A 24,555-nucleotide genomic window follows, 5' to 3' on the forward strand; every position below is an offset into this window, starting at 1 on the left:
ACACCACCGGCCGGCTGACCAGCGAAATGGTGATCAAGACCGTGCAGATGGAGATCCCGATCCTGGTCTCGCGCTCGGGCTTCACGGCCTGGGGCGTGGACCTCGCCCGCCGCGCCGGGCTGACGCTGATCGGACGCGCCAAGGGCCAGCGCTTCATCGTTCTGGCGGGTGGCGAACGCCTGCTCTACGACCTCGATCTCGCAAATCTAACCAGCAGCGATAGCCGCGGATGATGAATACGAGAACGAGAGCTCGGGCACCGGTGGTCCGCGTGGCTATCCAGCCCACGGCATGGCGCCTGCCCGCCATTCGGTGGTCGAACACCAGGCACGATGCGACCCGCACTCGAGCAAGACCGCAGGGATTCGGGCGGCAGTAAACGCCACCAGACCACGGCCGTTGCCCAAATCGATCCGGCTGGCTGGTCCCGCTGCCGGCCCCACCTTTCCCCGCGCTGGTCCCTCGCAGCGTCGCTGCCGTCTCTGTCTGCGCCCTCCCCGGCAGGCCCGCCCCTCTCCCGCACAACCGTCTACGACCTTGACCCGTTAAACGCGCCAGCGCCAGGCGGCCCCTCGCGGGGCTGGTACGAAAGGGGAAGGACTGTCGAAAAAATTGACAGCCTCGCCTAAATGGACATTGCCAGATATTCCCAAGCCATTGAATCAATACGACCGAAGATTACTGGCTCGATTCGTGCTTTCCGATAATCGCCGTTGGCGAAGCTGCAAGCGCCGAGGGTTGCTGCATCCACTAATTCAAACGCGGTCAAGAACCACAGGGGCTACTATGAAACGTTCATTATGCGTTCTCGCCATGACAGCAGCGCTACTCGTCGCCGCGCCGCTCGCTCACGCCACGATCATCACCTACCACACCGCTCTCAGCGGAGTGAATGAGAGCCCCCCAAATGCATCGCTGGGAGTTGGAAGTGCAATTGTCACCATTGATGACGCGCTGAATACCATGCGCGTAGAGGCGACGTTTTCTGGCCTGACAGGAACCGTGACCGCCGCGCACATCCACTGCTGCACGTCAGCTCCTTTCACCGGGACAGCCGGGGTGGCGACGCCCGTGCCAACTTTCCCCGGTTTTCCGTCTGGGGTAACGGGCGGCACCTACGATGCCACTTTCGACCTGACCATGGCCACTTCGTGGAACCCCGCTTTCGTCACGGCTCATGGGGGAACAACAGCAACAGCAGAAGCGGCCTTGTTAGCCGGCCTGTCGACTGGTGAAGCGTATCTCAACATCCATACAACGACGTTTGGCGGCGGCGAGATTCGCGGTTTCCTTGCGGTTCCGGAGCCCGTCAGCCTGGCCCTCGTCGGTCTTGCGCTGACCGGACTCGGATTCAGCCGCCGCCAGACGCAGTAGGCTTGACAGCCCCGACGAAGACCCCGCCTCGACGAGGTTTTCTTTTTGCCAAGCTCGAAAGAGCGGCAAGCGGCGGGACCCTGATCGCAGCCGCCCTGAGCCAATCGCAACGATCCGGAAAGACGTCGAAATGCCTCCTTTCCTGAAGTGGCTTGGAATCGGCGCGGCCGTACTCGCCGCGCTGCTGTGGAGCGCCGGCCAGGCGGGCCTGCTCTCGGGCACGCCACTGGGCGACCTGGGGGTACGCGACGGGAAGCTCGGGCGCCCATCCGAGACGCGGAACAGCGTCAGCAGCCAGGCCCGGCTGTGGCCGGGCCATCCCCAGCGCGAGTACGCCGAGATCGCACCACTAGCGCTGCGCGGCGACGGAGCGGCCACTATCGCCAGGCTCAAGACGCTGATGCAGACCGAGCCGGGCGCCACCATCATCGAGAGCCGCGCCGACTACCTCTACGTGCAGTACACGTCGCGCCTGCTGAAGTTCGTTGACGACGTCGAATTCTGGTTCGACCCGGCAGATGGCGTGATTCAGGTGCGATCGTCATCGCGCATCGGGCGAAGCGATTTCGGCGTCAATCGCCGGCGCGTGGAAGCGCTTCGTGAGCGACTCGCGGGCTTGTGACAGAACACACAAGGTGGTGCCAGCCAGTCATCGGCGTCACCAAAGCAAGCAACTGACCGGGCACCCCGCCACGCTTCCACGCCCGATAGCTGCTGACCCTGACCTTCAGCACGTCACACATTTTGGTCAGGGGAAATGTCTCCCTCTGCTCGGCAAGCCAGACGCACTGCACAGAACATCCCTTGCGCAGTACGCCGTCGCTTTTTTTTTTCGGATTTCATTCTCCCGTTTGAGTCGGAGATTCTCGGCACGCAGTATCGATAAGTCCATTTCCTCTGGCGTTACCGCCCTGCCGCCAGCGCCGTTCAGCTTTCCTTCTCCTGCCGCCTTGACCCGGTTGCGCACGGTCTGATCGCTCAGCTTGAGTTCCCTGCCGACCGCACCGACACTTTGCCCGCCCTTGATCCGATGGACCGCCAGCTCCTTGAACTCGACCGTGCAGGCCGGTTTCGCTATCGTCATTCCTCACCTTCCACAACTGACGTCAATTCCAGGTCACCCTTGGCAGACGAAATTTCAGGGGAAGCTCAAAGCGCCAGGGCGGGCTGAAGGTCCAGCGGCGGATCGCCGCCACCTGCGATTCCTCCGGCGGTATATTCTTGGGTCATCTGCAAGATTGATGGGATTGCCCTGCATCCTCGGCTTCTCCCGCGCTCCAACAAGGTGCACAATGCGAACTTGCAGGAAAATCGCACAACCGTACTCCTTGCCACCACTGCGCCGCTGAGAGAATGGACCCTGAGCCGATCGACCCCGAGCTGATATACGCCAAGACCGAGTCCGGCGAAAAGGCCATGCTACAGAGGACTCTGGTCGTCCAGAGAAACCTCCGGATGGTACTCATTCTGGTCGACGGAAACGCTACCGTGGCCCAGTTGTGCAGCAAGACGGGCAATGCAGAGCTGACCCAGAACGCCCTGGTCGAACTCGAGAACGAGGGCTTCATCGAGCGGCGGGCCGACGAGGACTCGGTGTGGACTCGCCGCATCCTGCTGGCCCAGCGGCTCAAGGCAAGCACGATGCAGCAGCCGGTGTCCGAGTTCTCCACCTTTGGCGACAAAGAGGAAGCAGCGCCAGCCCGCCCGGCGCCACCCATTGGCGAAGCACCGCTGAGCCTCCCCGTCCAGCCCAACCGGGAAAGCACCACCCCGCCCGTGGAGCCCTCACCCGCTTCACTTTCGCTGGACTCCTCTACACCAGCTCCGCCGCCGGCCCAGCCGGACTCCCGCACGGTATTCCAGGCCAGAGAAGAGACCGAGCCAGCGCAACTTGCCCCACCATTCATCACCCAATCTCTTCTTGCTCGCCTGAAAGCGATGTTGGGGCGCACCACCGCGCACGACCAAGCGGACCTCGAACCGCTACAGGATCTCGAACCGATCCGGGATCTCGAACCGATACGACGTGGCGACCAGCGTTTTCATCTGGCCTGGCCGATGGCCGTCATGCTGGGCGTGCTAGCGCTGGGCGTTGTCGTCGTGCTGGTCGCGCTGCTCTTCCCGTACGCGCGTTATTTGCCCGCAGTGGAAGCCGCATTAGCGGAGAGGAGCGGACAGAGCGCCACGGTGCAAGAGATGCGCGTTACCTTCTACCCCAAGCCCGGCCTGTTGCTCGGCGACGTACGCCTGAAAGACGGCGCTAACGGGAACGAAACGCGCATCGCTGAACTACGCCTCCGGCCGGTCGTCTCTAGTCTGCTCTCGTCGACGGTTCTCTTCCACGCAATAGAGTTGAGCGACATCAGCTTGTCGGCGCAGACCATCGCCAGCCTGTCGCGAATGCTCGAGTCTGCAAGTCGTGACGCCGCCGGCGCCAGCATGCCGCAGGTCGCTATCGCCAACGCCGACGTCACCTTCGCCGGTCTCGGTCTGGACGATTTGAGCGGTGTGGTCGAACTGTCCCCGGACGGGCTCTTGCAGTCCGTCTCGCTGCAGTCGCAGGACCGCAGCCTGCAGTTCGATGCCAAACCGATCGCCAACCGGGTGGCGGTCACGCTTGAAGGCCTTGCCTGGCGCCCGTCGCCGAGTTCGCTGTATCGCCTGGACTCCTTCAGCCTGAAAGGCGAGGTCGACGGCCCTGTCTTTGTCATCGACAGCTTCGAGGCGCGACTCTTCGATGGCGCCGTACGCGGTGCCGCCATCTTGCGCGCGGGCGCGCCGTTGGCAATGGCTGGCGAGCTTGTTTTCGAGCGGATCACTGCGAAACGATTCGGCGAGGCGCTAGGGATCGGCGGGCAGTTCGAAGGTGATACCACCGGCAAGCTGAAATTTTCGGCAAACTCGCAAACGTGGGCCGACATGCTTCTCGCGGTCCGCGCCGACGGAGATTTCACGATCAGTCGGGGCAGCCTTGGCGGCATCGACCTTCCCGAGGCGGTGCGCAGAGTTTCCGTCACCCCTGCCACGCTGGGCGGTGCCACCCGCTTTGAGGAACTGTCTGGCACGATCAAAGTGACGCCCGAAGGTTTCCAATTCTCCCGACTCGTGCTGAATGCCGGCTTGATGCTGTCCACCGGTCAGATCGACGTAAGTCGTGACCTGCAATTGCGAGGCCGGATGGATGTCCAGATGCGTGGTCGGGCCGATCATTCGGCGATGCCAATCATGATCACCGGCTCACTCAAGACCCCTCAGCTGCAAACCCGGTAGACGCTCCCAAGGCACCAACCGGCAGCGGAAAGTTACCCAACCGCGCGCAGCAGCTGAAAGCGGTACACGGCTGATTGGTAGGCCGACCTTGCCGGCCTACCAATCAGCGAACGCAATCCGTTAGAGGACAGCTGCGATGGCGTCAGCCACGTAGTCGATGTTGCGCGTGTTCAGCGCCGCCAGACAGATCCGACCGGTGCTCACCGCGTAGATGCCGAACTCGTCACGCATGCGGTCGACCTGCGCCACGTCCAGGCCGGTGTAGGAGAACATGCCGCGCTGCCTGGTGACGAAAGAAAAATCCGTGCTCACTCCCCTGCCCTGCAGCTTGTCGACCAGGCTCACGCGCATGGCCAGGATTCGCTGCCGCATCTCGGCGAGTTCGGCCTCCCACATCTGGCGCAGCTCGGCGCTGGCCAGCACCGCCGCGACAATTGCCCCGCCATGGGTCGGCGGGTTCGAGTAGTTGGCGCGGACCAACCGCTTGATCTGTGACATCACGCGAGCGGTTTCATCGCGGTTGGCGGTCACCACCGACAGGGCGCCGACACGCTCGCCATAAAGTGAGAACGACTTGGAAAACGAGCTGGCGACGAAGAACTGCAGGCCCGATGCAGAAAACAACTGCAGCACCTGCGCGTCTTCCTTGATCCCGTCGGCGAAGCCCTGGTACGCCATGTCGAGGAAGGCCACCAGACCGCGGGCACGGATCGTCTCGACCACTTCGCGCCACTGCGCTTCGTTCAGATCGGCACCGGTCGGGTTATGGCAACAGGCGTGCAGGACAACGATCGAACCCGCCGGCAAGGCGTTCAATCCGCTCGACATCGCGGCGAAATCGACGCCACGGCTGAGCGCGTCGTAGTAGGGATAAGAGTCCACCTCGAAACCGGCATATTCGAAGATGGCGCGGTGGTTCTCCCAGCTCGGGTCGCTGATAAAAACCTTCGCCTCGGGCAGCAGTCGGCGCAGGTAATCGGCACCCACCTTCAATGCGCCGGTGCCACCGAGAGCTTCGATGGTGGCTACCTGGCCAGCTTCGAGCAGGGCCGAATCGGCGCCAAACAGCAGCTTCTGGACAATCTGGTTGTAAGCAGCAAGACCATCGATCGGTTGGTAGCCGCGCGGCGGCATCGCTTCGAGACGCGCCTTCTCGGCCGCCTTGACGGCCGCCAGCAGCGGTATCTTGCCGTTATCGTCGAAATACACGCCAACGCCGAGGTTGACCTTGGTCGAACGGGTGTCGGCGTTGAATGATTCGGTGAGGCCGAGAATCGGGTCGCGGGGAGCCATTTCAACGGCGGCGAAGAGCGAGGCGGTCATCGATGTTTCCTAGGTTGGGCAGTTGCTGGGGTACGTCACGTCCACGCCGGCACGCGGCTGCGGCTCAGGGTTGGCGTGGTCTGTCGGGGAAAAACGAACCATCGGGTGAAAAGTTGCCTTGCAGACAGATCGATCGAGCGTTGCGCACGGCGCCGGCCGATCCTGAAACAACGTAAAATTCTAGCATGACAGCCGTCGTCCATTCGCCTGAAAAAAAACACCCCGTTGTCACCTTCGAGGGCAGCCCCTTCCGCCTCCATCAGCCCTTCCTGCCGGCCGGCGACCAGCCGGCGGCGATCGAGCAATTGCTCGAAGGACTGACCGACGGCCTGTCGTTCCAGACCCTGCTCGGCGTCACCGGCTCGGGCAAAACCTACACCATGGCCAACGTCATCGCCCGCAGTGGCCGCCCGGCCCTGGTCCTGGCACCGAACAAGACGCTGGCAGCGCAACTCTATGCCGAGTTCCGCGAGTTCTTTCCCGACAACGCCGTCGAGTATTTCGTCTCCTACTACGATTACTACCAGCCGGAGGCCTATGTGCCGGCGCGCGACCTGTTCATCGAGAAGGACTCGTCGATCAACGAGCACATCGAGCAAATGCGTCTGTCGGCAACCAAGAGCCTGATCGAACGCCGCGATTGCGTAATCGTCGCCACCGTCTCGTGTATCTACGGCATCGGCGACCGTGACGAATACCGCAAGATGATCCTGACCATGCGCGTCGGCGATCGCATCGATCAACGCGAAATCATCAAGCGCCTGGTCGCGATGCAGTACGAGCGCAACGAGACCGACTTCCACCGCGGCGTATTTCGCGTTCGCGGCGACATCATCGACGTTTTCCCGGCCGAGCACGCCGAGCAGGCGATCCGCATCTCGCTGTTCGACGACGAGATCGACGGCCTGCAGCTCTTCGACCCGCTGACCGGCCACCTGCAAGGCCGCCTGAAGCGCTTCACCGTCTTTCCCTCGTCGCACTACGTGACGCCGCGGGAGACGGTCCTGCGGGCGATCGAGGCGATCAAGCGCGAACTGACCGAACGCACTGCTTTTTTCCACGCCGAAGGTCGTCTGGTCGAAGCGCAGCGCATCGAGCAGCGCACGCGTTTCGATCTCGAAATGCTCGACCAGCTCGGCTTCTGCAAGGGCATCGAAAACTATTCGCGGCATCTCTCGGGGCGCCAACCCGGCGAGCCGCCACCGACGCTGATCGACTACCTGCCGGCCGACGCGCTGATGTTCATCGACGAATCGCACGTCTCGATTCCGCAAGTCGGCGGCATGTACAAGGGCGACCGCTCACGCAAGGAGAACCTGGTCAACTACGGCTTCCGCCTCACCTCGGCGCTCGACAACCGGCCGCTCAAGTTCGAGGAGTACGAGACCCTGCTGCGGCAAACCGTCTTTGTCTCGGCGACACCTGCCGAGTACGAACGGATCCACCAGGGTCAGGTGGTCGAGCAGCTTGTTCGCCCGACCGGCCTGGTCGATCCGGTGCTGATCATCCGCCCGGCCTCGACACAGGTCGACGACCTGCTGTCGGAGATCGGCCTGCGCGTGGCGCGTGGCGAGCGTGTCCTGGTAACCACGCTGACCAAGCGCATGGCCGAGGATCTGACCGAATACCTCGGCGAGCACGACGTACGCGTGCGCTATCTGCACTCGGACATCGACACTGTCGAGCGGGTTGAAATTATTCGCGACCTGCGCCTCGGCAAGTTCGACGTGGTGGTGGGGATCAACCTGCTGCGCGAAGGACTCGACATTCCGGAAGTCTCGCTGGTCGCAATTCTCGACGCCGACAAGGAAGGCTTCCTGCGCTCGGAGCGCTCGCTGATCCAGACCATCGGCCGCGCCGCCCGGCACATCAATGGCACCGCCATTCTCTACGCCGACAAGGTCACCGGCTCGATGAGCCGCGCCATCGCCGAAACCGAAAGGCGACGGCTCAAGCAGATCGCCTTCAATGAAGAACACGGCATCGTCCCGAAGGGCGTCAGCAAGCGCATCACCGACATCATCGACGGCGTCTACGACATCGACGACGCACGGCGCGAACTGAAGGCCACCCAGCAACAAGCCAACTACGAAGCAATGAGCGAGAAGCAACTGGCACGAGAAATCAAACGCCTCGAAAAGGACATGCTCGAGCACGCCAGGAACCTCGAGTTCGAGAAAGCGGCTGCCGCACGCGACGAGCTGTTCCGCATACGCAAACAGGTGTTCGGCATCAGTGGCTCGGCGCCGAACATCGCGCCCTCATAGCGCGCTCGATGATGGTGAAGGCAAGAGCTCCGGCGTAAGCCACTTCGCCGGACAGGCTGCCCGGCCTCGCCGACCTCTGCGTTCACCATCACCGCGCTTTCAGGCAGCGCTGCCGAGCAGGGCAATCGCATCAATGCCAACGTCGCGCCCCCATGGAAAAGTCTTTTACGGTCAGTTGGTTGCGAAGATGGGCTGTTCACAGCCCCCCCCCTTATTTGTGCAGTTTTCTTAGTTTTCTGTTCTTTTCGGAGTTTTCCATGCGCGCAGAAAGCAAGTGCCGGCTGATCAATGCTATTGTGCTTTGCGATACAATCAGTCGTTCTTTGTCGGCGGGGTGGGCGAGTTAACATGATTCCAGTTTCGGTCGCGGACAGGATTTTCGGCAGCAATTCTTTTGTCGCTTGGCGGACCAAAGTCAATGAACTCGTCATCAAGCTCGGCACGCTCACAAACGCCGACAATCTCGAGAATTCTGCCGCCCAACCAACCCTGCGCTGCTACAAATTCCGTAAGGGCGATACCGGGGACTTCAGCTTTATGGAAGCCAAAGCGAAAGCAGGCCTCGCTTTGTTCGCTTCATCGTTTGCCGTTCATCTTTTATGGCATCGTTGAGCTTAAACCTCGATCCAAGCAATGCAGAGAACGATAGCAAACAACCCCTGTGCGTTGATCTAGATGGCACCTTAATCCACTCTGACATGCTACATGAGACCGTTCTTGGCCTCGTCAAAGTTGATCCCCTTGCGGCTTTACGCCTTCCCTGCTGGCTGCTTCGCGGCAAGGCCAAGCTCAAGCAGCGAATTGCCGTGCGCGCCGAGTTCGATCCTGCATCTTTGCCCTACAACCTTGCTTTCGTTGACTGGCTGCGCCAACAACACAGCCAAGGCCGTCGATTGATCCTCTGTACCGCCTCTGACAATTCGGTTGCTGCACCCATTGCCGCCCATTTGGGGGTTTTCGATGAAGTGATGGCCAGTGATGGCGTGCTCAATCTCGCCGGTGCAAACAAGGCCAAAGCCTTGGTCGAGCGTTTTGGTGAGCGTGGTTTTGATTACGCAGGCAATTCCGCAACGGACCTCGTGGTCTGGGGGCATGCGCGGCGGGCGATTGTCGTCAATGCATCCGGCCAACTACAAAGCGCTGCCGAAGCCTGTGCAGAGGTGGAGCAGGTCTTCGAGGGATCTAAATCCGGCTTCGTCGTTTGGTGCAAGCTGCTGCGTGTTCATCAGTGGCTTAAGAACGCCTTGCTGTTCGTGCCGCTGTTGGCGGCACATCGCGTGGCCGATGGCGAAGCGTGGCTGACGCTGCTTCTGGCTTTCATCGCCTTCAGCCTCTGCGCATCCTCCGTCTATATCGCCAATGACCTGCTCGACCTGGATAGCGACCGTCAGCATCCGCGCAAAAGCAAGCGCCCGTTTGCGGCCGGTGCGGTACCCGTGTGGCAAGGAGTCTTGCTGGCGCCGATACTGCTGCTGGCGAGTCTGCTCGTTTCTGCCCAGGTCGGCTCAGCCTTTTTGGCTTGGCTGGTTGCCTATTTCGCGGTGACCTGTCTGTATTCGCTCAAACTCAAGCAACTTGTCCTGGTCGACTGCCTGACCCTGGCCATGTTGTATACCTTGCGCATCGTCGCCGGCGCTGCGGCAATGGGCATGGCCCTGTCGTTCTGGTTGCTGGCCTTTTCCGTATTTCTTTTCTTGTCCCTGGCTTTCGTCAAACGCTTTGCGGAGTTGCAGGTACAGTTGTTGCACGGCAAACATAAGGCGCATGGCCGGGGCTATTTGACCGCTGACGCTCCTCTGGTACAGATGCTGGGGGTGGCAGCCGGATTTTCGTCCGTTCTGGTGCTGGCGCTGTACCTCAACAGCGAAGACGTCTTGCGCTTGTATCGGAATCCGCATTGGGTCTGGGCCAATGTGCCGGTCATGCTGTTCTGGATCAGCTGGGTGTGGCTACGCGCGCACCGTGGGGAAATGCATGACGACCCCCTGATCTTCGCGGTCAAGAACAAGGCCAGCTTGTTGGCAGGCGTGCTGTTCGCGCTGTTCCTCGCCATCGGAACGGTTGCCTGGCCATGGTAGCGGTTTCGTCCTGGGGGCGCCTGGGCGCTCTTCAGCATTCCATCGTGCCACTTACTGACAGAACCCGGCTGCCAGCAGCTATCCCTGAAAAGTTTGGCTTGGCTTATGGTAATGGCCGCAGCTATGGCGATGTCTGCCTAAACCCCGGCGGCGTGCTATGGGCAACCAGGGGGCTCGACCACTTTATCGCCTTCGATGATGAAACCGGCGTGCTTGAGTGCGAAGCGGGTCTCCTGCTGAGCGATATCCAGCAAACGCTGGTTCCGCGTGGCTGGATGCTGCCGGTCACGCCGGGTACGCAACTGATTACGCTCGGTGGCGCCATCGCCAATGATGTTCATGGTAAAAATCATCACGTCATGGGTTCGTTTGGCGATCACGTGCTCGCTTTGCGACTGTTGCGCACCGATGGTGAAGTGATCGATTGCGGGCCAACGAACGATGCGGACTGGTTTGCGGCAACGGTCGGCGGCATGGGGCTGACCGGCGTGATATCCCAAGCCCAGATTCAATTGCGGCGGGTCGCGGGCCCGTGGCTGGAAGCCGAGAATCTCCCATATGCGAACCTCGACGCCTTCTTTGAGCTGGCCGATGAGTCCGAAGCAGAATGGGAGCATACCGTCGCGTGGATCGATTGCATTTCGCACGGCGGCGGGCGCGGCATTTTCATGCGCGGCAATCATGTCGATGCCGATGATGGCCCTCAGCCGAAACCAGGAAGAAAAACGGTACCACTGGTACCGCCAATTTCTCTGGTCAATCGTCTGACCTTGCGACCGTTCAACTTTGCCTACTACCACATGCAGGCACTCAAACGGGGGAATCTACGGGTTCATTACGAACCGTTCTTCTACCCCTTGGACAATCTTCTGGAGTGGAACCGTATCTACGGCCCACGCGGGTTCTACCAATATCAGTGCGTGGTACCACGTGCGGTCGGGCAGGAAGCGGTTGGGGCGATGCTCAACGAGATCGCGCGCTCGGGAGATGGCTCGTTTCTGGCCGTGCTCAAAACCTTCGGCAACCGCCAGTCAATCGGGATGATGAGCTTCCCGCAGCCAGGTGTCACCTTGGCACTGGACTTTCCCAACCATGGGGAACGCACGCATGTGCTGTTTGCCCGCCTGGACGCAGCCGTGCGCGAAGCCGGCGGGCGTCTCTACCCGGCCAAGGATGCACGTATGCCGAGCGAACTGTATAAATCCGGCTATCCGCGACTCAATGAATTTTTGCAATATCGTGACCCCGGCATTAGTTCCGCAATGTCGCGCCGCTTGATTGAAAGTTGAATTGTGCTGAAAAAAATAGTCATCGTGGGGGCCACATCGGCTATCGCCGAGCATTGTGCCCGATTGTGGATTCAGGAGTCACCAATAGAGCTGATCCTGGTCGGGCGTGATCAGGCAAAGTCCGAACGGCTGGCGCAGGATTTGCGGGTTCGTAGTCCGCAATCGAAAATTGCCATACAGTTTACTGATTTTATCGACCCCTTGCGCATAAAGGACTGGGCAGATGCTGTCAATGCCGAGGGTGTGCCGGACATCGTGCTGATTGCGCATGGATCATTGCCCGATCAAATGATTTGCCAGAAAGACTTGAGGGCATGTGAGGCAGCGCTCGCAGTCAACGGCGTTTCACCGGTGCTTTTTGCAGAGGCCTTCGCCGGGCCAATGCAGCTGGCGGACCGCGGAACTTTGGCCATAATCGGTTCGGTAGCCGGGGATCGCGGTCGCAAATCAAACTATGTCTATGGCGCTGCCAAGGGTTTGGTAACGCGTTATGCCCAAGGGTTGCAGCACCGGCTTGCCGCAACGAACGTAAAGGTCGTTCTGATCAAGCCGGGCCCGACAGATACGCCGATGACGGCGCATTTGAAGGCGCAGGGTGCAAAGTTGGCGGATGTTGGTGATGTCGCGCAGAGGGTTGTCGATGGTGTCGCACAAGGCAAGCCGGTCATTTACGCGCCCGGCAAGTGGGCTTTGATCATGATGATCGTTCGGCATTTGCCGAGGTTTGTCTTCAACAAGATGGATATTTAAGTTGTCTGAGGAAATCAGAAACGACAGAGTCTTTGTGGTTTTTTTCTTCGGTGCACTGATTTTTTGGGGCTTGGCCATTGCCGGGGCGTTTCGTGCCTATTCGCCGGTGCCGTTCTGGGACATGTGGGACGGCTATCTCGGGTTTTTCGTCAAAATTGGCTCTGGCGACTGGTCTGCCTGGTGGGCTCAGCATAACGAACACCGGATTGTTCTCGCCCGCCTGCTGTTCTCGATTGATCTCGCATGGTTTGATGGGGCTGGCTGGTTCCTGCTCGTGGTCAACTATCTTCTGCTCGGGTTGGTTTGCCTTGTATTCTGGCTTGCGCTGAAAGAAGATTGCCCTAGACCCTACCGTTTTGTCGGTCTGTTCCTTGTAATTTGGCTTAGCTCGTGGTCCCAGGAGAATAACCTGACGTGGGGCTTTCAGAGCCAGTTCATCCTGGCCCAACTGTTGCCGCTCTCTGCGTTCTTCCTGCTGCACAAGGCGGTAGACCAGGGTGAGCACGGACATAATAGTTTTGTCGCAGCGTGTTTTTTTGGCGTGCTGTCGTTGGGGAGTATGGCCAACGGAGTTTTGGCATTGCCATTGATGACCGCGTACGCAGGCATTACTCGACTTGGTTGGAGGCGGGTGGCGATTTTGGCCGTGTTGTCCGGCTTGGGTTTGGTGGCATATTTCTACAATTACCAAACCCCCGCAGGGTACGGCTCGTTGCTCATCACTACCTTGAAAACCAATCCCTTCGGATTGGTGCGTTACGTACTGCTCTATATCGGCGGTCCATTTTTCCACGTTATCGACGGTGGGGCTGGTGCACTCATGGTCGCGCAGGCTGCCGGAGCCTTCTTGGTGGTTTGTTCCGCCTATCTTTCATGGCAGTCGCTACGAAAGATCCGTCAATCGTCACTGCCATTGGCACTACTAGTGTTCATTCTCTACGTTGGTGGAACAGCGCTGGGGACAGCAGGCGGCAGGTTGTTCCTTGGCTTGGATCAAGCACTATCTAGCCGCTACATGACCCCGGCCCTCATGGCGTGGGCAGCACTTTTCGTGCTCCTCGCGCCAAAAGTTGTGCGTTTGGTCGATCCACATCGATGGAAACTCTGGGCACCCATGCTGCTGTCTGGTTTTGCCTTGTTGCCTCTACAGCTTAAGGCCCTGCAACCTCAAACCTCTGTCTTGTTTGAACGAAGCGTAGCTGCACTTGCCCTTGAACTGGGCATAAAGGATCAGGCACAGATAGGGCAGGTTTTTCCATCGGCCGAGTGGGCTTTGTCTTTGGCAAAAATTCCTTCCGCGAAAAATATCTCCATCTTTGGCAATCCATTGGTCAAGGACGTCCGCGAACAGATCGGCGAACATCTGCCAAAGTTGCCTTCCTCAGGACGCGTTTGCCAAGGCCATGTCGATGGTATCGAGCGGGTCGACGGGGACAGTCAATATGTGCGCATAAATGGCTGGTTCTTCGATCCGAAAAAGAAAGCCGTACCCCGGTCCCTTTGGATAGTGGATGGCGATGGTGCAATCGTTGGCTACGCATTGCTCGGGCAACCCAGACCTGATGTGGTTGCTGCAGTAAGTTCTGTTGCGGTTAACGCCGGTTTCAAGGGCTATTTCCTGACAAATGGTGAAGGCATTCCAGCCAAACTCTTCGATCCGGAGTCGAAATGCACATTGCCCATCCCTCTTCCAGTAAGTTCTTCTCGTGCATTGAGCAGTGTGAAACCGGAACATGTGACGTAGCTTCCGGCAGTGGCTTGCAAGGTAATCAGTGCACCGGGAGCAATCCCAGCCTTTACGTCTGGGATGGGCTGGCAGTCCTGGGGAGTCCCATCCAATTCGATACGGATACTGGCGCTATAGCATGGCGACTGAAACGAGATGATCGTCTGCTGTACCGCTCCGCTCCAGGCCTTCCGCACGCGGATGACATGGCATGAACCGGGGGAAAGTCGTTAACATTCACGGTGCCATGCCAACAGCTTGTAAACTGCGCTGGAATCAGGTCTACTCTCGTCTTTTTGGGCGACCGAAATGACTTTGAGCAACGGAGCGACGCTGATGAACTGCTTGAGCGACCTTGACGACCCGCGCAAGCCGAGCAACGGGACGCTGCATGACTTTCTGGAGATGCTGATGGTTGCCGTTGCGGTGGTACTGTCGGATTGCGACATGGTCGAATACATCGCGCTCTGGGGCCGGGCGAAGGAGACGTGGTTACGCAAATTTCTCGTGCTCACCAACGGCATCCCCTCGGAAGAGACCTTTCTCCGAGTTTTTCGAGTCCGCGACCCGAAGCAATTCGAAAGTGCCTTTCGGCGCTGGGTGTGCTGCATTGTCGGCGCCTTGCGCGGCACCATTGCCGTCGATGGCAAGACGGTGCGCGGGTCGGGCAGTGCTGGCGAGACCACCATCCACATGCTCAGCGCCTTCGCCACGGACTCGGGTGGCGACTACCGGCTGGCGGACAAAGGCAATCAACCGACGCTGCTGCAGGCCATCGAGACGGCGTTCATCGACCAGCACCAAGCCGAAGGCGTCGATCGTCAACGCGAGGTCCAACAGGGTCATGGTCAGCTGGTTGGGCAGATCGCCTCGGTCCTGCCTGCGCAAGGGATCGTGAATCCCGCTGATTGGTCCGAGAGCAAGACCATCGGCCGTATCGACTCTCTGCGCCAGGTGGCTGACAAACAGTCGGACCTCGGGCGGCGTTACACCATCAGCTCGCGCGCTTTGACTGCTGAACAACGGGCGGTAGCCGCGCGCGCGCACTGGGGCGTGGAAAACCGGCTTCATTCGATCCTCGACGTCAGCTTCGGTGAGGATGGCAGCACCCTCCGCAAGAACAACGCGCCGCAGAACCTCTCGCTCCTGAAGAAGATCGTGCTCAGCATCATCCGCCTGGATATGACCCACAAGGCCAGAGCCACCTTACCTCTGAAGCGCAAAGCACCTCCTTGGAATTACGATCTCCGTGAACATGCACGGACTGTCAAAGAGATGGCATCCGAGTGCAGGAGCCCTGTGTCGATCGACCCCTGTGCAATCTATTCGACGATGTCTATTTAATGTTTTTCAATATGAAAACTCTTCCGTTAAAAGCGAACGCATGGGCCTTATCCTTGTTCTTCTTTTTGCTCCTTTTATCGAGGCGTGGAGCACAACTATTCTCGCCTCAGGTTTGGGACGAAGATGGTGTTAGTGTCACACCGGGAGGGAATGTTGGAAATATTCCATCCTTCCTTAACGAAGGATGGCTGTCGCTTATAGACCCGGTGAATGGCTATTTGATATTGGTGCCAAAATTGATTACCGGCATCTCGTTGTCGTTAACTTTTTATGAATATCCACTTCTTTCAACTGCCATATCATTTGCTTTTATTATAATAATTGGATTGGCTGTAGCATTCTCGCCAACACACCTCTCGGGAAAGTATTTTTGTGCAATTGCGATCTTCTTTATCCCTTCTGATCCTGAAGTGTTCGGATTGCCGTTGTACACGTTTTGGTGGGCATCGCTCTTGCTGTTTTTGCTTGTCCTTTGGGATGAAAACTCAGAACACTCAGCCTTGCGGATAATTTTTCTGCTTTTAGGCGGGTTGTCGTCCCCAATAATTTTTCTGGCTCTTCCGGCTTTTTATTTTCGTCTATTATTATTTTGGCGAAAAAGAATAGAATGGACAATCGCCATCTCCGGAACAGCGATTGCTTTTGTTCAGCTTTATTATGTCCTGAGCGCCTCTGCTGGAAGCCCTCCCTCACTTGACGCCATTGCTTTAGGAGTAATACCAACTTTCTTCGGCGGCGCCTTGGCCTTCAATTTCACGGCTAATAAATATATATTGTGGATTTGCGGTTTTTTTCTCTTATCGCTTTTTCTCACTGCATTATTGAACAACAAACGTAACATATTTTTTTGGCTTTTATTTTATCTCTTATTGGGTTCTGTTGCCTTGTCTATAGCGCGAGTTGACCCGTCAATTCTCCATCCGCGCTTCGCAGGGCCGCGCTACTTCTATTTTCCTTTTGTTTTGATATATTGGTTTCTGATACAGATTGTATTTATTAAGCGTTCGATATTTCTTGGCAGCTTGTCGACTGCTGTCGTAGTTTTGATGGCACTTAATTCTTTACCCGCATGGTCGAGAAGTCATGATGATTTAAAATGGAAGGCTCATGTCGAGAGCTGTCAATTATTCGAGCATTATAGATTGCCTATTCAATTTGACGGAAACAAGTCATCCGCCTGGTCATTGGATATGAATGGTGCCTTGTGTAAATCACTTCTAACCGCTGATATTTTCTATAGGAGCAGGACGGGTCGAGACCATCCTTCCTACCCGTTCGTCATTAATACGGTTCACCCCGATTCACTAGATTGCTCTGACAATGCGGTCAGCTTGAGGCGGTCATCAATCACAGGCGCCGATTATCAAAAGTCCAGCATTCGTGGATGTAGAATTATTGGAACGTTTAAGGACGCAGATGCGGATGTTGGAATAATTGAGCTCAAACTTAGGCGGGGAGATCATGTATTCTATCGCTCAGGCCCTGGAGGATTGGCGCAGACGGTACGCGTTGTTGGCCACGAGAATGAGTATTTGTCTGAGTTACCAGTATCGACAGAGTGGGCCTCATTACTATTTTCGAATTCAACTCTGCCTGCAGAATTTACAATTGTTATAGAGGATCGAGGACAAAGCTTAGGTGAGTGGTCTGCTGTTGCGATTGCAAATTGAAAAGGAATTCTTTTGAAACTTCTGTTGCCCGGTGGCGCCGGCCTCGTAGGCCAAAATCTTGTCGCCCGCCTAAAATCCAAGGGTTATTCGCATATCGTTGTACTCGACAAGCACCGTGCCAATCTTGCTGTGCTCAAACAGGTTCAGCCAGACATCACCGTAGAATATGCCGACCTCGCCGAACCGGGTGACTGGCAGCGTCATTTCGCCGGTGCTGATGTGGTTGTGATGCTGCAAGCGCAGATCGGCGGCAACGAGTATCAGGATTTCGTGCGCAACAACATCGATTCGACGCGTTTAATTCTGGCACAGATTAGTGCCAACAACGTACCGTATCTGGTACACATCAGTTCCTCGGTGGTTGAGTCGGTCGCCGATGACTTCTATACCAACAGCAAGAAAGATCAGGAAGAGATGGTGCTGGAGAGTGGCATTCCCTGTCCGGTCTTGCGTCCGACTCTGATGTTCGGCTGGTTCGACCGCAAGCATCTCGGATGGTTGTCGCGCTTCATGAAGAAGGTGCCAGTTTTCCCAATCCCCGGTCATGGGCGCTACATGCGCCAGCCGCTCTATGTTGGCGATTTTGTGAACATTATTATCAGTTGCATCGAGAACCGCATTCCTGACGGTATCTACAACATCTCCGGGCACGAGAAGGTGGATTACATCGACATGATCCGAGAGATAAAACGTGCGACGCGCGCTGGAACGATCATTCTGCGCATCCCGTTTTCGCTTTTCTACGCACTGCTCTGGGTTTGGAGCTTGTTTGACAAGAACCCGCCCTTTACCACGCAGCAGTTGGCCGCCTTGACCGCCAAGGACGAGTTCGAGGTGATCGACTGGCCAGGCATTTTCGGCGTGCCCTACACGCCGTTCAAAGCGGCGGTAAATGAAACCTTTAACGACCCGCGCTACAGCGGTGTCGTGCTGGAGTTCTGAGATGGGGCAGCGAATTGCGGTTCTGGGGGCTGGCCCGATGGGCCTGGCAGTGGCTTATCAGTTGGCACTGGATGGACATCAGCCGGTGCTGTTCGAGGCGGATGACCGGGTTGGTGGAATGACCGCGACGTTCGACTTCGGCGGCTTGGAAATCGAGCGTTACTACCATTTCCATTGCATTTCCGACCATGCCTTTTTGCAGATACTTGAAGAGTTGGGTATTGCCGACCGGATGCGCTGGGTGGAGACCAGGATGGGCTACTGGTTCCAGGGGCGCTTGCAGCCTTGGGGCAACCCGATGGCCCTACTCAAGTTTCGTGGCTTGGGCATTGTTGCGAAGTTCCGTTATGGCTTGCATGCTTTTCTCTCGACCAGGCGCAACGACTGGCGGCCGCTGGACAAAGTCGAGGCCTCCGGCTGGATACGGCGCTGGGTGGGCGACGAAGCATGGGAAGTGTTGTGGCGCCGCCTGTTCGATTACAAGTTCTACGATTACGCCAAGGGTTTGTCGGCAGCATGGATCTGGAGCCGAATCCGGCGTATCGGGCGCTCTCGCTATAGTTTGTCCCGTGAAAAATTGGGTTATCTGGACGGTGGTTCCAGTACCTTGTTGAAAGCATTGAAAGCTGCAATCGAGGCGCGCGGCGCTGAGATTCGCCTGAAATCGCCAGTCGAGAAGCTGGTCATCGAGAGCGGCAAGGTTGTTGGGCTGCAGATTTCCGGACAGCTTGAGCGTTTCGACAAGGTGGTCAGTACGCTTCCCCTGCCCTACGTGCCGCGAATCATGCCGGATCTGCCTGCTGATATACTGGCCAAGTTCAGGGCGGTCAAGAATATTGCTGTTGTTTGCGTCATCGCCAAGCTTAAAAAGTCTGTGACTGAAAACTTCTGGTTGAACACTAACGATCCGGAAATGGATATGCCGGGGCTGGTGGAATACACGAACCTGCGTCCGCTGGATCAGCATGTGGTGTACGTGCCGTTCTACGTGCCCGGCGAACACCCGATGTTTGCTGAGCCGGATGAAACTTTCTTGAACAAGGTGCGGCGCTATCTGAAGAAGATCAATCCGGCCCTGACTGATGACGATTTCATCGATATCCGAGCCAGCCGTTACCGCTATGCCCAGCCAATCTGTGATCCGGGCTATCTGGAAAAATTGCCACCTGTCGCTTTGCCGATTCAGGGCTTGTGGGTGGCGGACACTTCGTATTACTACCCGGAAGATCGGGGCATATCGGAGAGTATCGGGTTCGGGCGGGCGATGGCCAAACTGGCAGCCGCGAGTGGCGAGGCATGAGCGCGATACTCAGGTGCTGACACCTGAGTTTCTGCGATTCCTGGTAGCCGGCGGGATCGCTGCGGGAGCCAACTTTGGCTCCCGCTTTATATTCAGCATGGTTCTCGATTATGCCTTCGCGGTCATCATTGCCTATCTGGTGGGGATGCTGGTCGCATTTCTACTGATGCGCGGGCATGTGTTCGATGCGCAGAGCTCGCCTCTGGCGCCGCAGATTGTGAAGTTTGTCGGCGTCAACGTAGTGGCCGTCCTGCAGACCCTGGTCATCAGCTTGGTGCTGGCCCACTGGTTGCTGCCTTCATTCGGCATCGTCGAGCAAGCCGAGGCGCTGGCGCATCTGGTTGGCGTGTTGGTGCCGGTAGTAACGAGCTATTTTGGGCACAAGTTTTTCACTTTCCGATTAGCCGGAACTTTGACCAAGCAATCGAAGTAAGCACCTGTTTGTTTTGTGAGATTTCCTCGGTCTTTCGTCTGCCAAAGGGTGGATCTCACGCTACCAGTTTTGCCTGATGCTACGCAAAATTGGGCTGTCCTGCGGCAGTTCGTCCTGAATCTCCTCCGCCTTGCCCCGGTCAAGCGCAAGGGTGGCCTCAGGTGCAGCGCCGGATCGCCGCTGCGTCCGATTCCTTCCGTGCTGAACTGCTGGGTCTTGTAGAGGATTCATGCGATTGCCCTGCTACCCAGGCCCCGGGCCGCAGCAGCACGGGTTTTGTAGCATAATCGCCCGCACATGTCGGACATCAGACTTCCTTGATCAGCTTCGTCGACCCCGATCGCTACCATTCGATGAAAGCGACGGGCACGCTGCCGTCGCCGAAAGGCGTCGCCTTTTCGATCATCAAGCTCTTGCGACGGGACGATTTCCGGGTCTCGGACCTGGTGCAACTGGTCCAGTCGGACCCGGCAATTGCCGGCCGCCTGCTCAAGTTCGCCAACGCCGCCGCTTTCGGCCGGACGCGGCCTATCGTCTCCTTGCAGCGCGCCATCGTCGCCCTCGGATCGTTCCGGGTGCGGGATTTGGTGATCGGCCTCTCGGTGATGCACAGCCACAAGACGGGCCAGTGCTCGGAGTTCGATTACGGGGCTTTCTGGGGCCATTCGCTAGCCACTGCCATCGCCTGCCAGGAAATCGCTCATTTCGCGCAGATTTCGAGCGAGGACATCTTCACCATCGGCCTGCTGACCCGTGTCGGCGAACTGGCGATGGCCTCGCTGTATCCCGATGAATACGCTATCGTCCTGATCCGCGTACAGGCGGCGCCGCAGGACCTGGAAGCTCTCGAAGACGAACGCTTCGACATGAACCACCGTCAACTGGGCGCGACGATGCTGGCCGAATGGGGTCTGCCCGAGATGCTGATCCAGGCCGCCTACCATCACGAGCAGCCTGACGTGGCCGGACTGCCAGATGGCTCACGCTTACAGACGCTGACTCAGTCGCTGAATTTTGCCCGCTCCCTGGCCGAGGTCTGCATGGCCGATGAAGAGTCGCGCTGGAGCCTGCTGCCCCGCCTGCTGACCCGTGCCGCACGACTGGGTATCAGCGGCGATGCCCTGAATGAAGTGGTCGACCGCATGGTGCGCCGCTGGCGCGAGTGGGGCGCAATGCTGCAGGTTCGCACCCAGGATGTGCCGCCCTTCGCCGAGATGCTGGCCGCCAGTCCCCCCACCCGACGCGTCAGCACCGCCAGTCCGGAACAGAGCAGCAAGAGCACGTCGCCACGCCTGCATGTCCAGCTACTGGGCATCCCCATGGCAGAACTCCCGACCCTGATGCAGCAGATCGAAAGCCTGGGTCATTTGCCGGTGCTGGTCGACAGCGACGCCGAAAGTCTGACCCAGGCCTTACGCCAGCCAGCCCAGATCGTCATCGCCGACATGGCCATGCCCGGGCTAAAGCCGGCCGACTTCTGCCGCACCCTTCGTCAGACACCCGCTGGCCAGGAAGCCTATGCGCTTCTCCTCGCTTCTCCGGAAAGCGAGAGCCACGTTCTCGAGGCAATCGATGCCGGGGCCGACGACGTTCTCGCCAAACCGCTGACCATCCAGACCCTGCGTGTCCGGCTCAATACCGCGACGCGCATGCTGCTGCTGCGGGAAGAGATCCAGCGCGAGCGCCGTGGCATCATGCGCTCGACCGACGAATTTGCGGTCGCCCACAAGCGCTTGCTGCATGAAGCGCTGACGGATACCCTGACGCAACTCCCCAACCGTCGCCTCGGCCTTGATTTCCTGGCCTCCGAATGGGCGTTCGCACGGTCCAACGCCCTGCCGATGGCGTCCCTGCTGCTCGACATCGACCACTTCAAGCACATCAACGACACCTACGGGCACCCCGCAGGAGATGCCGTCCTGCGGCAGCTCGCGGACCTGCTCAAGCGCACATCGCGCGGCGAAGACCTCGTCTTTCGCTATGGCGGCGAGGAGTTCGCGGCCGTTCTGCCCAACGCCAATGCGCACACGGCAGCTCAGATCGCCGAGCGGATCCGCACGTTGATCGAAAGATACGACTTCGTCTGGGAGGGCCGATCGATACCGGTCACCGCGAGCATCGGCGTGGCGCACCGGAATGGCGCCGAACGGACCAGCCAGGATCTGATCCAGGCTGCCGACGCGGCGCTCTACCAGGCGAAGAACAGCGGCCGCAACTGCGTCGTCGTCGGCAAGTGAGAAAGCGCAGACCGGGTCACGCAAGCAGCGCCGCGGCGTGATGGCGCAGGTGGTCGGCAATGAAGCTGGCGATGAAGTAGTAGCTGTGATCGTAGCCCGGCTGCAGACGCAGATCAAGCGGATGGCCAGCGGCTGAACACGCCTTGCGCAACAGTTCCGGCTTCAGCTGCTCGACCAGAAAGCGGTCGGCCTCGCCTTGATCGACCAGCAGGGGTAGCCGTTCGCGAGCCCCGGCAATCAGTTCACAGGCATCCCAGTCTTTCCATGCCGCACGGTCTTCCCCGAGATATTGCGCCAGGGCCTTCTGCCCCCAGGGACTGTCGGTGGCGTGGCTGATGGGCGCGAAAGCAGACAGCGAGCGGTAGGCGCCAGGGTTGCGCAGGGCACAGACCAGCGCACCGTGACCACCCATCGAATGACCGCTGACACCACGCCGCCCGTTGACCGGCAGGCACTGTTCGATCAGTTCGGGCAGCTCGAACACCACATAGTCGTGCATCCGGTAGTGCTCGGCCCACGGTTGCTCGGTGGCGTTTACGTAGAAGCCGGCGCCGAGACCGAAATCCCAGGCGCCATCCGGGTCGCCTGGCACGTGTTCACCGCGCGGGCTGGTATCGGGGGCGACGATGGCCATCCCGAGTTCGGCGGCCACGCGCATGGCGCCAGCCTTCTGCATGAAATTCTCGTCGCTGCAGGTCAGCCCCGATAGCCAGTACAGGGCCGGCACCTTGCCATCCTCCACTTGCGGTGGCAGATACACGGCAAACACCATCTCGCAGCGCAGGCTCTCCGAGTAATGACGATAACGCCTGTGCCAGCCGCCGAAACAGCGATTGGCGGCGATCTCTTCGAGCATGGCGGAAGTTCGCGTCATCGCCGGTTAGAAGCGAATCACCGAGCGGATACTCTTGCCTTCGTGCATCAGCTCGAAAGCGTGGTTGATGTCCTCAAGTCCCATGGTGTGGGTAATAAAGGTGTCGAGCGGAATCTCGCCGCGCTGGGCGCGCTCGACATAGCCGGGCAGCTCCGTGCGGCCACGCACGCCGCCGAACGCCGAACCCCGCCACACCCGGCCGGTCACCAACTGGAACGGTCGGGTGGAGATCTCTTCGCCAGCGCCGGCGACCCCGATGATCACCGATTCACCCCAGCCCTTGTGGCAGCACTCGAGCGCCGCGCGCATCACCTTGACGTTGCCGATGCACTCGAACGAATAATCGACGCCACCGTCGGTCATGTCGACGATCACTTCCTGGATTGGGCGATCGTAATCGGCCGGATTGACGCAGTCGGTCGCGCCGAGTTGCCTGGCGATGGCGAATTTGCCCGGATTGGTGTCCAGCGCAATGATTCGCCCGGCCTTGGCCATCACCGCACCGATCACCGCTGACAGCCCGATGCCGCCGAGGCCGAAAATGGCCACCGTCGCCCCGGGCTCGACCTTGGCCGTATTGACCACCGCACCGATGCCGGTGGTCACACCGCAACCGAGCAGGCAGACCTTCTCCAGCGGCGCATCCCTGGCAATCCTGGCCAGCGAGATTTCCGGCAGCACGGTGTATTCGGAGAAGGTTGAGGTGCCCATGTAGTGAAAGATCGGCTTGCCATTGTGCGAGAAGCGGCTGCTGCCGTCCGGCATCAGCCCCTTGCCCTGGGTGGCGCGAATCGCCTGACAGAGATTGGTCTTGCCGGAGGTGCAGAACCTGCACTGCCGGCACTCGGGCGTGTACAGCGGGATCACGTGATCGCCGACCCCTACCGAGGTCACGCCTGACCCGACAGCCTCGACGATGCCGCCACCTTCATGACCGAGGATGCTCGGGAAAACGCCTTCCGGATCGGCGCCGGAAAGCGTGAAGGCATCGGTATGACAAACGCCGGTGGCAACGATGCGCACCAGGACTTCGCCGTGCCGAGGAGCCTCGACATCGACTTCGGTGATTTCCAGTGGCTGCCCTGCAGCCCAGGCAACGGCGGCGCGTGCTTTGATCATCGCTGATTCCTCGAAAGTTGTTGCGACAGGTGGCCGCCTGCCCTTATTGTGCCCCCGCTGTCTGACGACGCTCGACAGGTCCGCAAGCGGCACGGACAGGCACTATTTGCCCGACGGTGGATCGCCGAGTGGCCGGCCATCAATGCAGATCTTTCACCTTCAGTCGCGGCAAGCGAAGCACTTCGACACCCTCATCGCGCAACGCCTCGTAGTCCTCGTCGCTGGCCTCGCCCCGGATCGATCGCTGGGGCGCTTCCAGATAGTGAATCTTTCTCGCCTCTTCGGCAAAACGGGCACCAACATCTTCGCAATTCGACAGCAGCAGGGTCGTCAGTTGCCGATAGGTGGCCATTGCGCCTGCACGCGCGTCGATCGCTGACAATTTTGGTACCGGCGTCGGAACCGGCGTCGATACCTGCGTGGTACTGGCCAGATGAAGCGCCGACGGCACCCGACGGGTTGTCAGCGAACCGCACTCGGGACAAGCAACAAGCCCACCTGACAACTGACGATCGAAATCCTGCCGGGACTGGAACCAGCCTTCGAAACGATGGTCGTG

General features: G+C 58.9%; 21 protein-coding genes. 16 read left to right on the forward strand and 5 right to left on the reverse strand.

Annotated elements, in window-relative coordinates; genetic code table 11:
* The 3 genes from RUW20_RS20875 to RUW20_RS20885 all read left to right on the forward strand — a co-directional run.
* The coding region (locus RUW20_RS20875) for a formate dehydrogenase accessory sulfurtransferase FdhD (protein ID WP_313954143.1) at positions 1-233 on the forward strand (233 nt) is incomplete at its 5' end.
* Positions 234-786: 553 nt separating this feature from the next.
* Complete coding sequence (locus RUW20_RS20880) at positions 787-1,374, forward strand: CHRD domain-containing protein (RefSeq protein ID WP_313954144.1); 588 nt, start codon at positions 787-789, stop codon at positions 1,372-1,374.
* Between the two features lie 130 nt (positions 1,375-1,504).
* On the forward strand, positions 1,505-1,996 hold the full coding sequence (locus RUW20_RS20885) for a DUF1499 domain-containing protein (protein WP_313954145.1): 492 nt from the start codon (positions 1,505-1,507) through the stop codon (positions 1,994-1,996).
* 126 nt (positions 1,997-2,122) lie between these two features.
* Here RUW20_RS20885 and RUW20_RS20890 read toward each other — a convergent pair whose 3' ends face one another.
* Entirely contained in the window at positions 2,123-2,458 is a 336-nt protein-coding gene (locus RUW20_RS20890) for a hypothetical protein (protein WP_313954146.1), read from the reverse strand.
* 332 nt (positions 2,459-2,790) lie between these two features.
* On the opposite strand from RUW20_RS20890, the gene RUW20_RS20895 reads away from it, so the two are divergent.
* Complete coding sequence (locus tag RUW20_RS20895) at positions 2,791-4,644, forward strand: hypothetical protein (protein ID WP_313954147.1); 1,854 nt, start codon at positions 2,791-2,793, stop codon at positions 4,642-4,644.
* 120 nt (positions 4,645-4,764) lie between these two features.
* On the opposite strand, the gene RUW20_RS20900 is transcribed toward RUW20_RS20895, so the two are convergent.
* On the reverse strand, positions 4,765-5,967 hold the full coding sequence (locus RUW20_RS20900) for an amino acid aminotransferase (RefSeq protein ID WP_313954148.1): 1,203 nt from the start codon (positions 5,965-5,967) through the stop codon (positions 4,765-4,767).
* A gap of 185 nt (positions 5,968-6,152) precedes the next feature.
* Here RUW20_RS20900 and uvrB point away from each other — a divergent pair, with 185 nt between their 5' ends.
* The 12 genes from uvrB (at position 6,153) to RUW20_RS20965 (ending at position 22,003) form a co-directional block, all read left to right on the forward strand.
* The gene (gene uvrB, locus RUW20_RS20905) at positions 6,153-8,234 is read left to right on the forward strand and encodes an excinuclease ABC subunit UvrB (protein WP_313954149.1); all 2,082 of its coding nucleotides are present in this window, start codon (positions 6,153-6,155) and stop codon (positions 8,232-8,234) included.
* A gap of 348 nt (positions 8,235-8,582) precedes the next feature.
* Positions 8,583-8,846: a hypothetical protein gene (locus RUW20_RS20910; protein WP_313954150.1), complete on the forward strand. Its 264-nt coding sequence runs from the start codon at positions 8,583-8,585 to the stop codon at positions 8,844-8,846.
* Entirely contained in the window at positions 8,843-10,312 is a 1,470-nt protein-coding gene (locus tag RUW20_RS20915) for a UbiA family prenyltransferase (protein ID WP_409559395.1), read from the forward strand. The genes RUW20_RS20910 and RUW20_RS20915 overlap by 4 nt, the downstream gene beginning before the upstream one ends.
* On the forward strand, positions 10,306-11,601 hold the full coding sequence (locus tag RUW20_RS20920) for an FAD-binding oxidoreductase (RefSeq protein WP_313954152.1): 1,296 nt from the start codon (positions 10,306-10,308) through the stop codon (positions 11,599-11,601). Before RUW20_RS20915 ends, RUW20_RS20920 begins: the two co-directional genes overlap by 7 nt.
* A gap of 6 nt (positions 11,602-11,607) precedes the next feature.
* Positions 11,608-12,351, forward strand: a complete 744-nt coding sequence (locus RUW20_RS20925; protein WP_313954162.1) for an SDR family NAD(P)-dependent oxidoreductase — start codon at positions 11,608-11,610, stop codon at positions 12,349-12,351.
* Between the two features lies 1 nt (position 12,352).
* Positions 12,353-14,095, forward strand: a complete 1,743-nt coding sequence (locus RUW20_RS20930; RefSeq protein WP_313954153.1) for a hypothetical protein — start codon at positions 12,353-12,355, stop codon at positions 14,093-14,095.
* Positions 14,096-14,413: 318 nt separating this feature from the next.
* Entirely contained in the window at positions 14,414-15,421 is a 1,008-nt protein-coding gene (locus RUW20_RS20935) for an ISAs1 family transposase (RefSeq protein WP_313954163.1), read from the forward strand.
* A complete protein-coding gene (locus tag RUW20_RS20940) occupies positions 15,421-17,091 on the forward strand; it encodes a hypothetical protein (protein ID WP_313954154.1) in 1,671 nt (556 codons plus the stop codon). The genes RUW20_RS20935 and RUW20_RS20940 overlap by 1 nt, the downstream gene beginning before the upstream one ends.
* Before the next feature lie 12 nt (positions 17,092-17,103).
* Complete coding sequence (locus RUW20_RS20945) at positions 17,104-18,033, forward strand: NAD-dependent epimerase/dehydratase family protein (protein ID WP_313954155.1); 930 nt, start codon at positions 17,104-17,106, stop codon at positions 18,031-18,033.
* Position 18,034: 1 nt separating this feature from the next.
* Positions 18,035-19,333 (forward strand): NAD(P)/FAD-dependent oxidoreductase, encoded by a 1,299-nt coding sequence (locus RUW20_RS20950; RefSeq protein WP_313954156.1) that lies wholly within the window; start codon positions 18,035-18,037, stop codon positions 19,331-19,333.
* Positions 19,334-19,346: 13 nt separating this feature from the next.
* Positions 19,347-19,766 (forward strand): GtrA family protein, encoded by a 420-nt coding sequence (locus tag RUW20_RS20955; RefSeq protein WP_313954157.1) that lies wholly within the window; start codon positions 19,347-19,349, stop codon positions 19,764-19,766.
* 317 nt (positions 19,767-20,083) lie between these two features.
* Entirely contained in the window at positions 20,084-22,003 is a 1,920-nt protein-coding gene (locus tag RUW20_RS20965) for a diguanylate cyclase (RefSeq protein WP_313954158.1), read from the forward strand.
* Between the two features lie 16 nt (positions 22,004-22,019).
* On the opposite strand, the gene fghA is transcribed toward RUW20_RS20965, so the two are convergent.
* The 3 genes from fghA to RUW20_RS20980 all read right to left on the reverse strand — a co-directional run.
* Positions 22,020-22,859 (reverse strand): S-formylglutathione hydrolase, encoded by an 840-nt coding sequence (gene fghA, locus RUW20_RS20970; RefSeq protein WP_313954159.1) that lies wholly within the window; start codon positions 22,857-22,859, stop codon positions 22,020-22,022.
* A gap of 24 nt (positions 22,860-22,883) precedes the next feature.
* The gene (locus tag RUW20_RS20975; RefSeq protein WP_313954160.1) at positions 22,884-23,996 is read right to left on the reverse strand and encodes an S-(hydroxymethyl)glutathione dehydrogenase/class III alcohol dehydrogenase; all 1,113 of its coding nucleotides are present in this window, start codon (positions 23,994-23,996) and stop codon (positions 22,884-22,886) included.
* Between the two features lie 139 nt (positions 23,997-24,135).
* The coding region (locus tag RUW20_RS20980; RefSeq protein WP_313954161.1) for a DUF1178 family protein at positions 24,136-24,555 on the reverse strand (420 nt) is incomplete at its 5' end.

This window comes from Accumulibacter sp. (assembly GCF_032229525.1).
Taxonomy (GTDB): Bacteria; Pseudomonadota; Gammaproteobacteria; order Burkholderiales; family Rhodocyclaceae; genus Accumulibacter.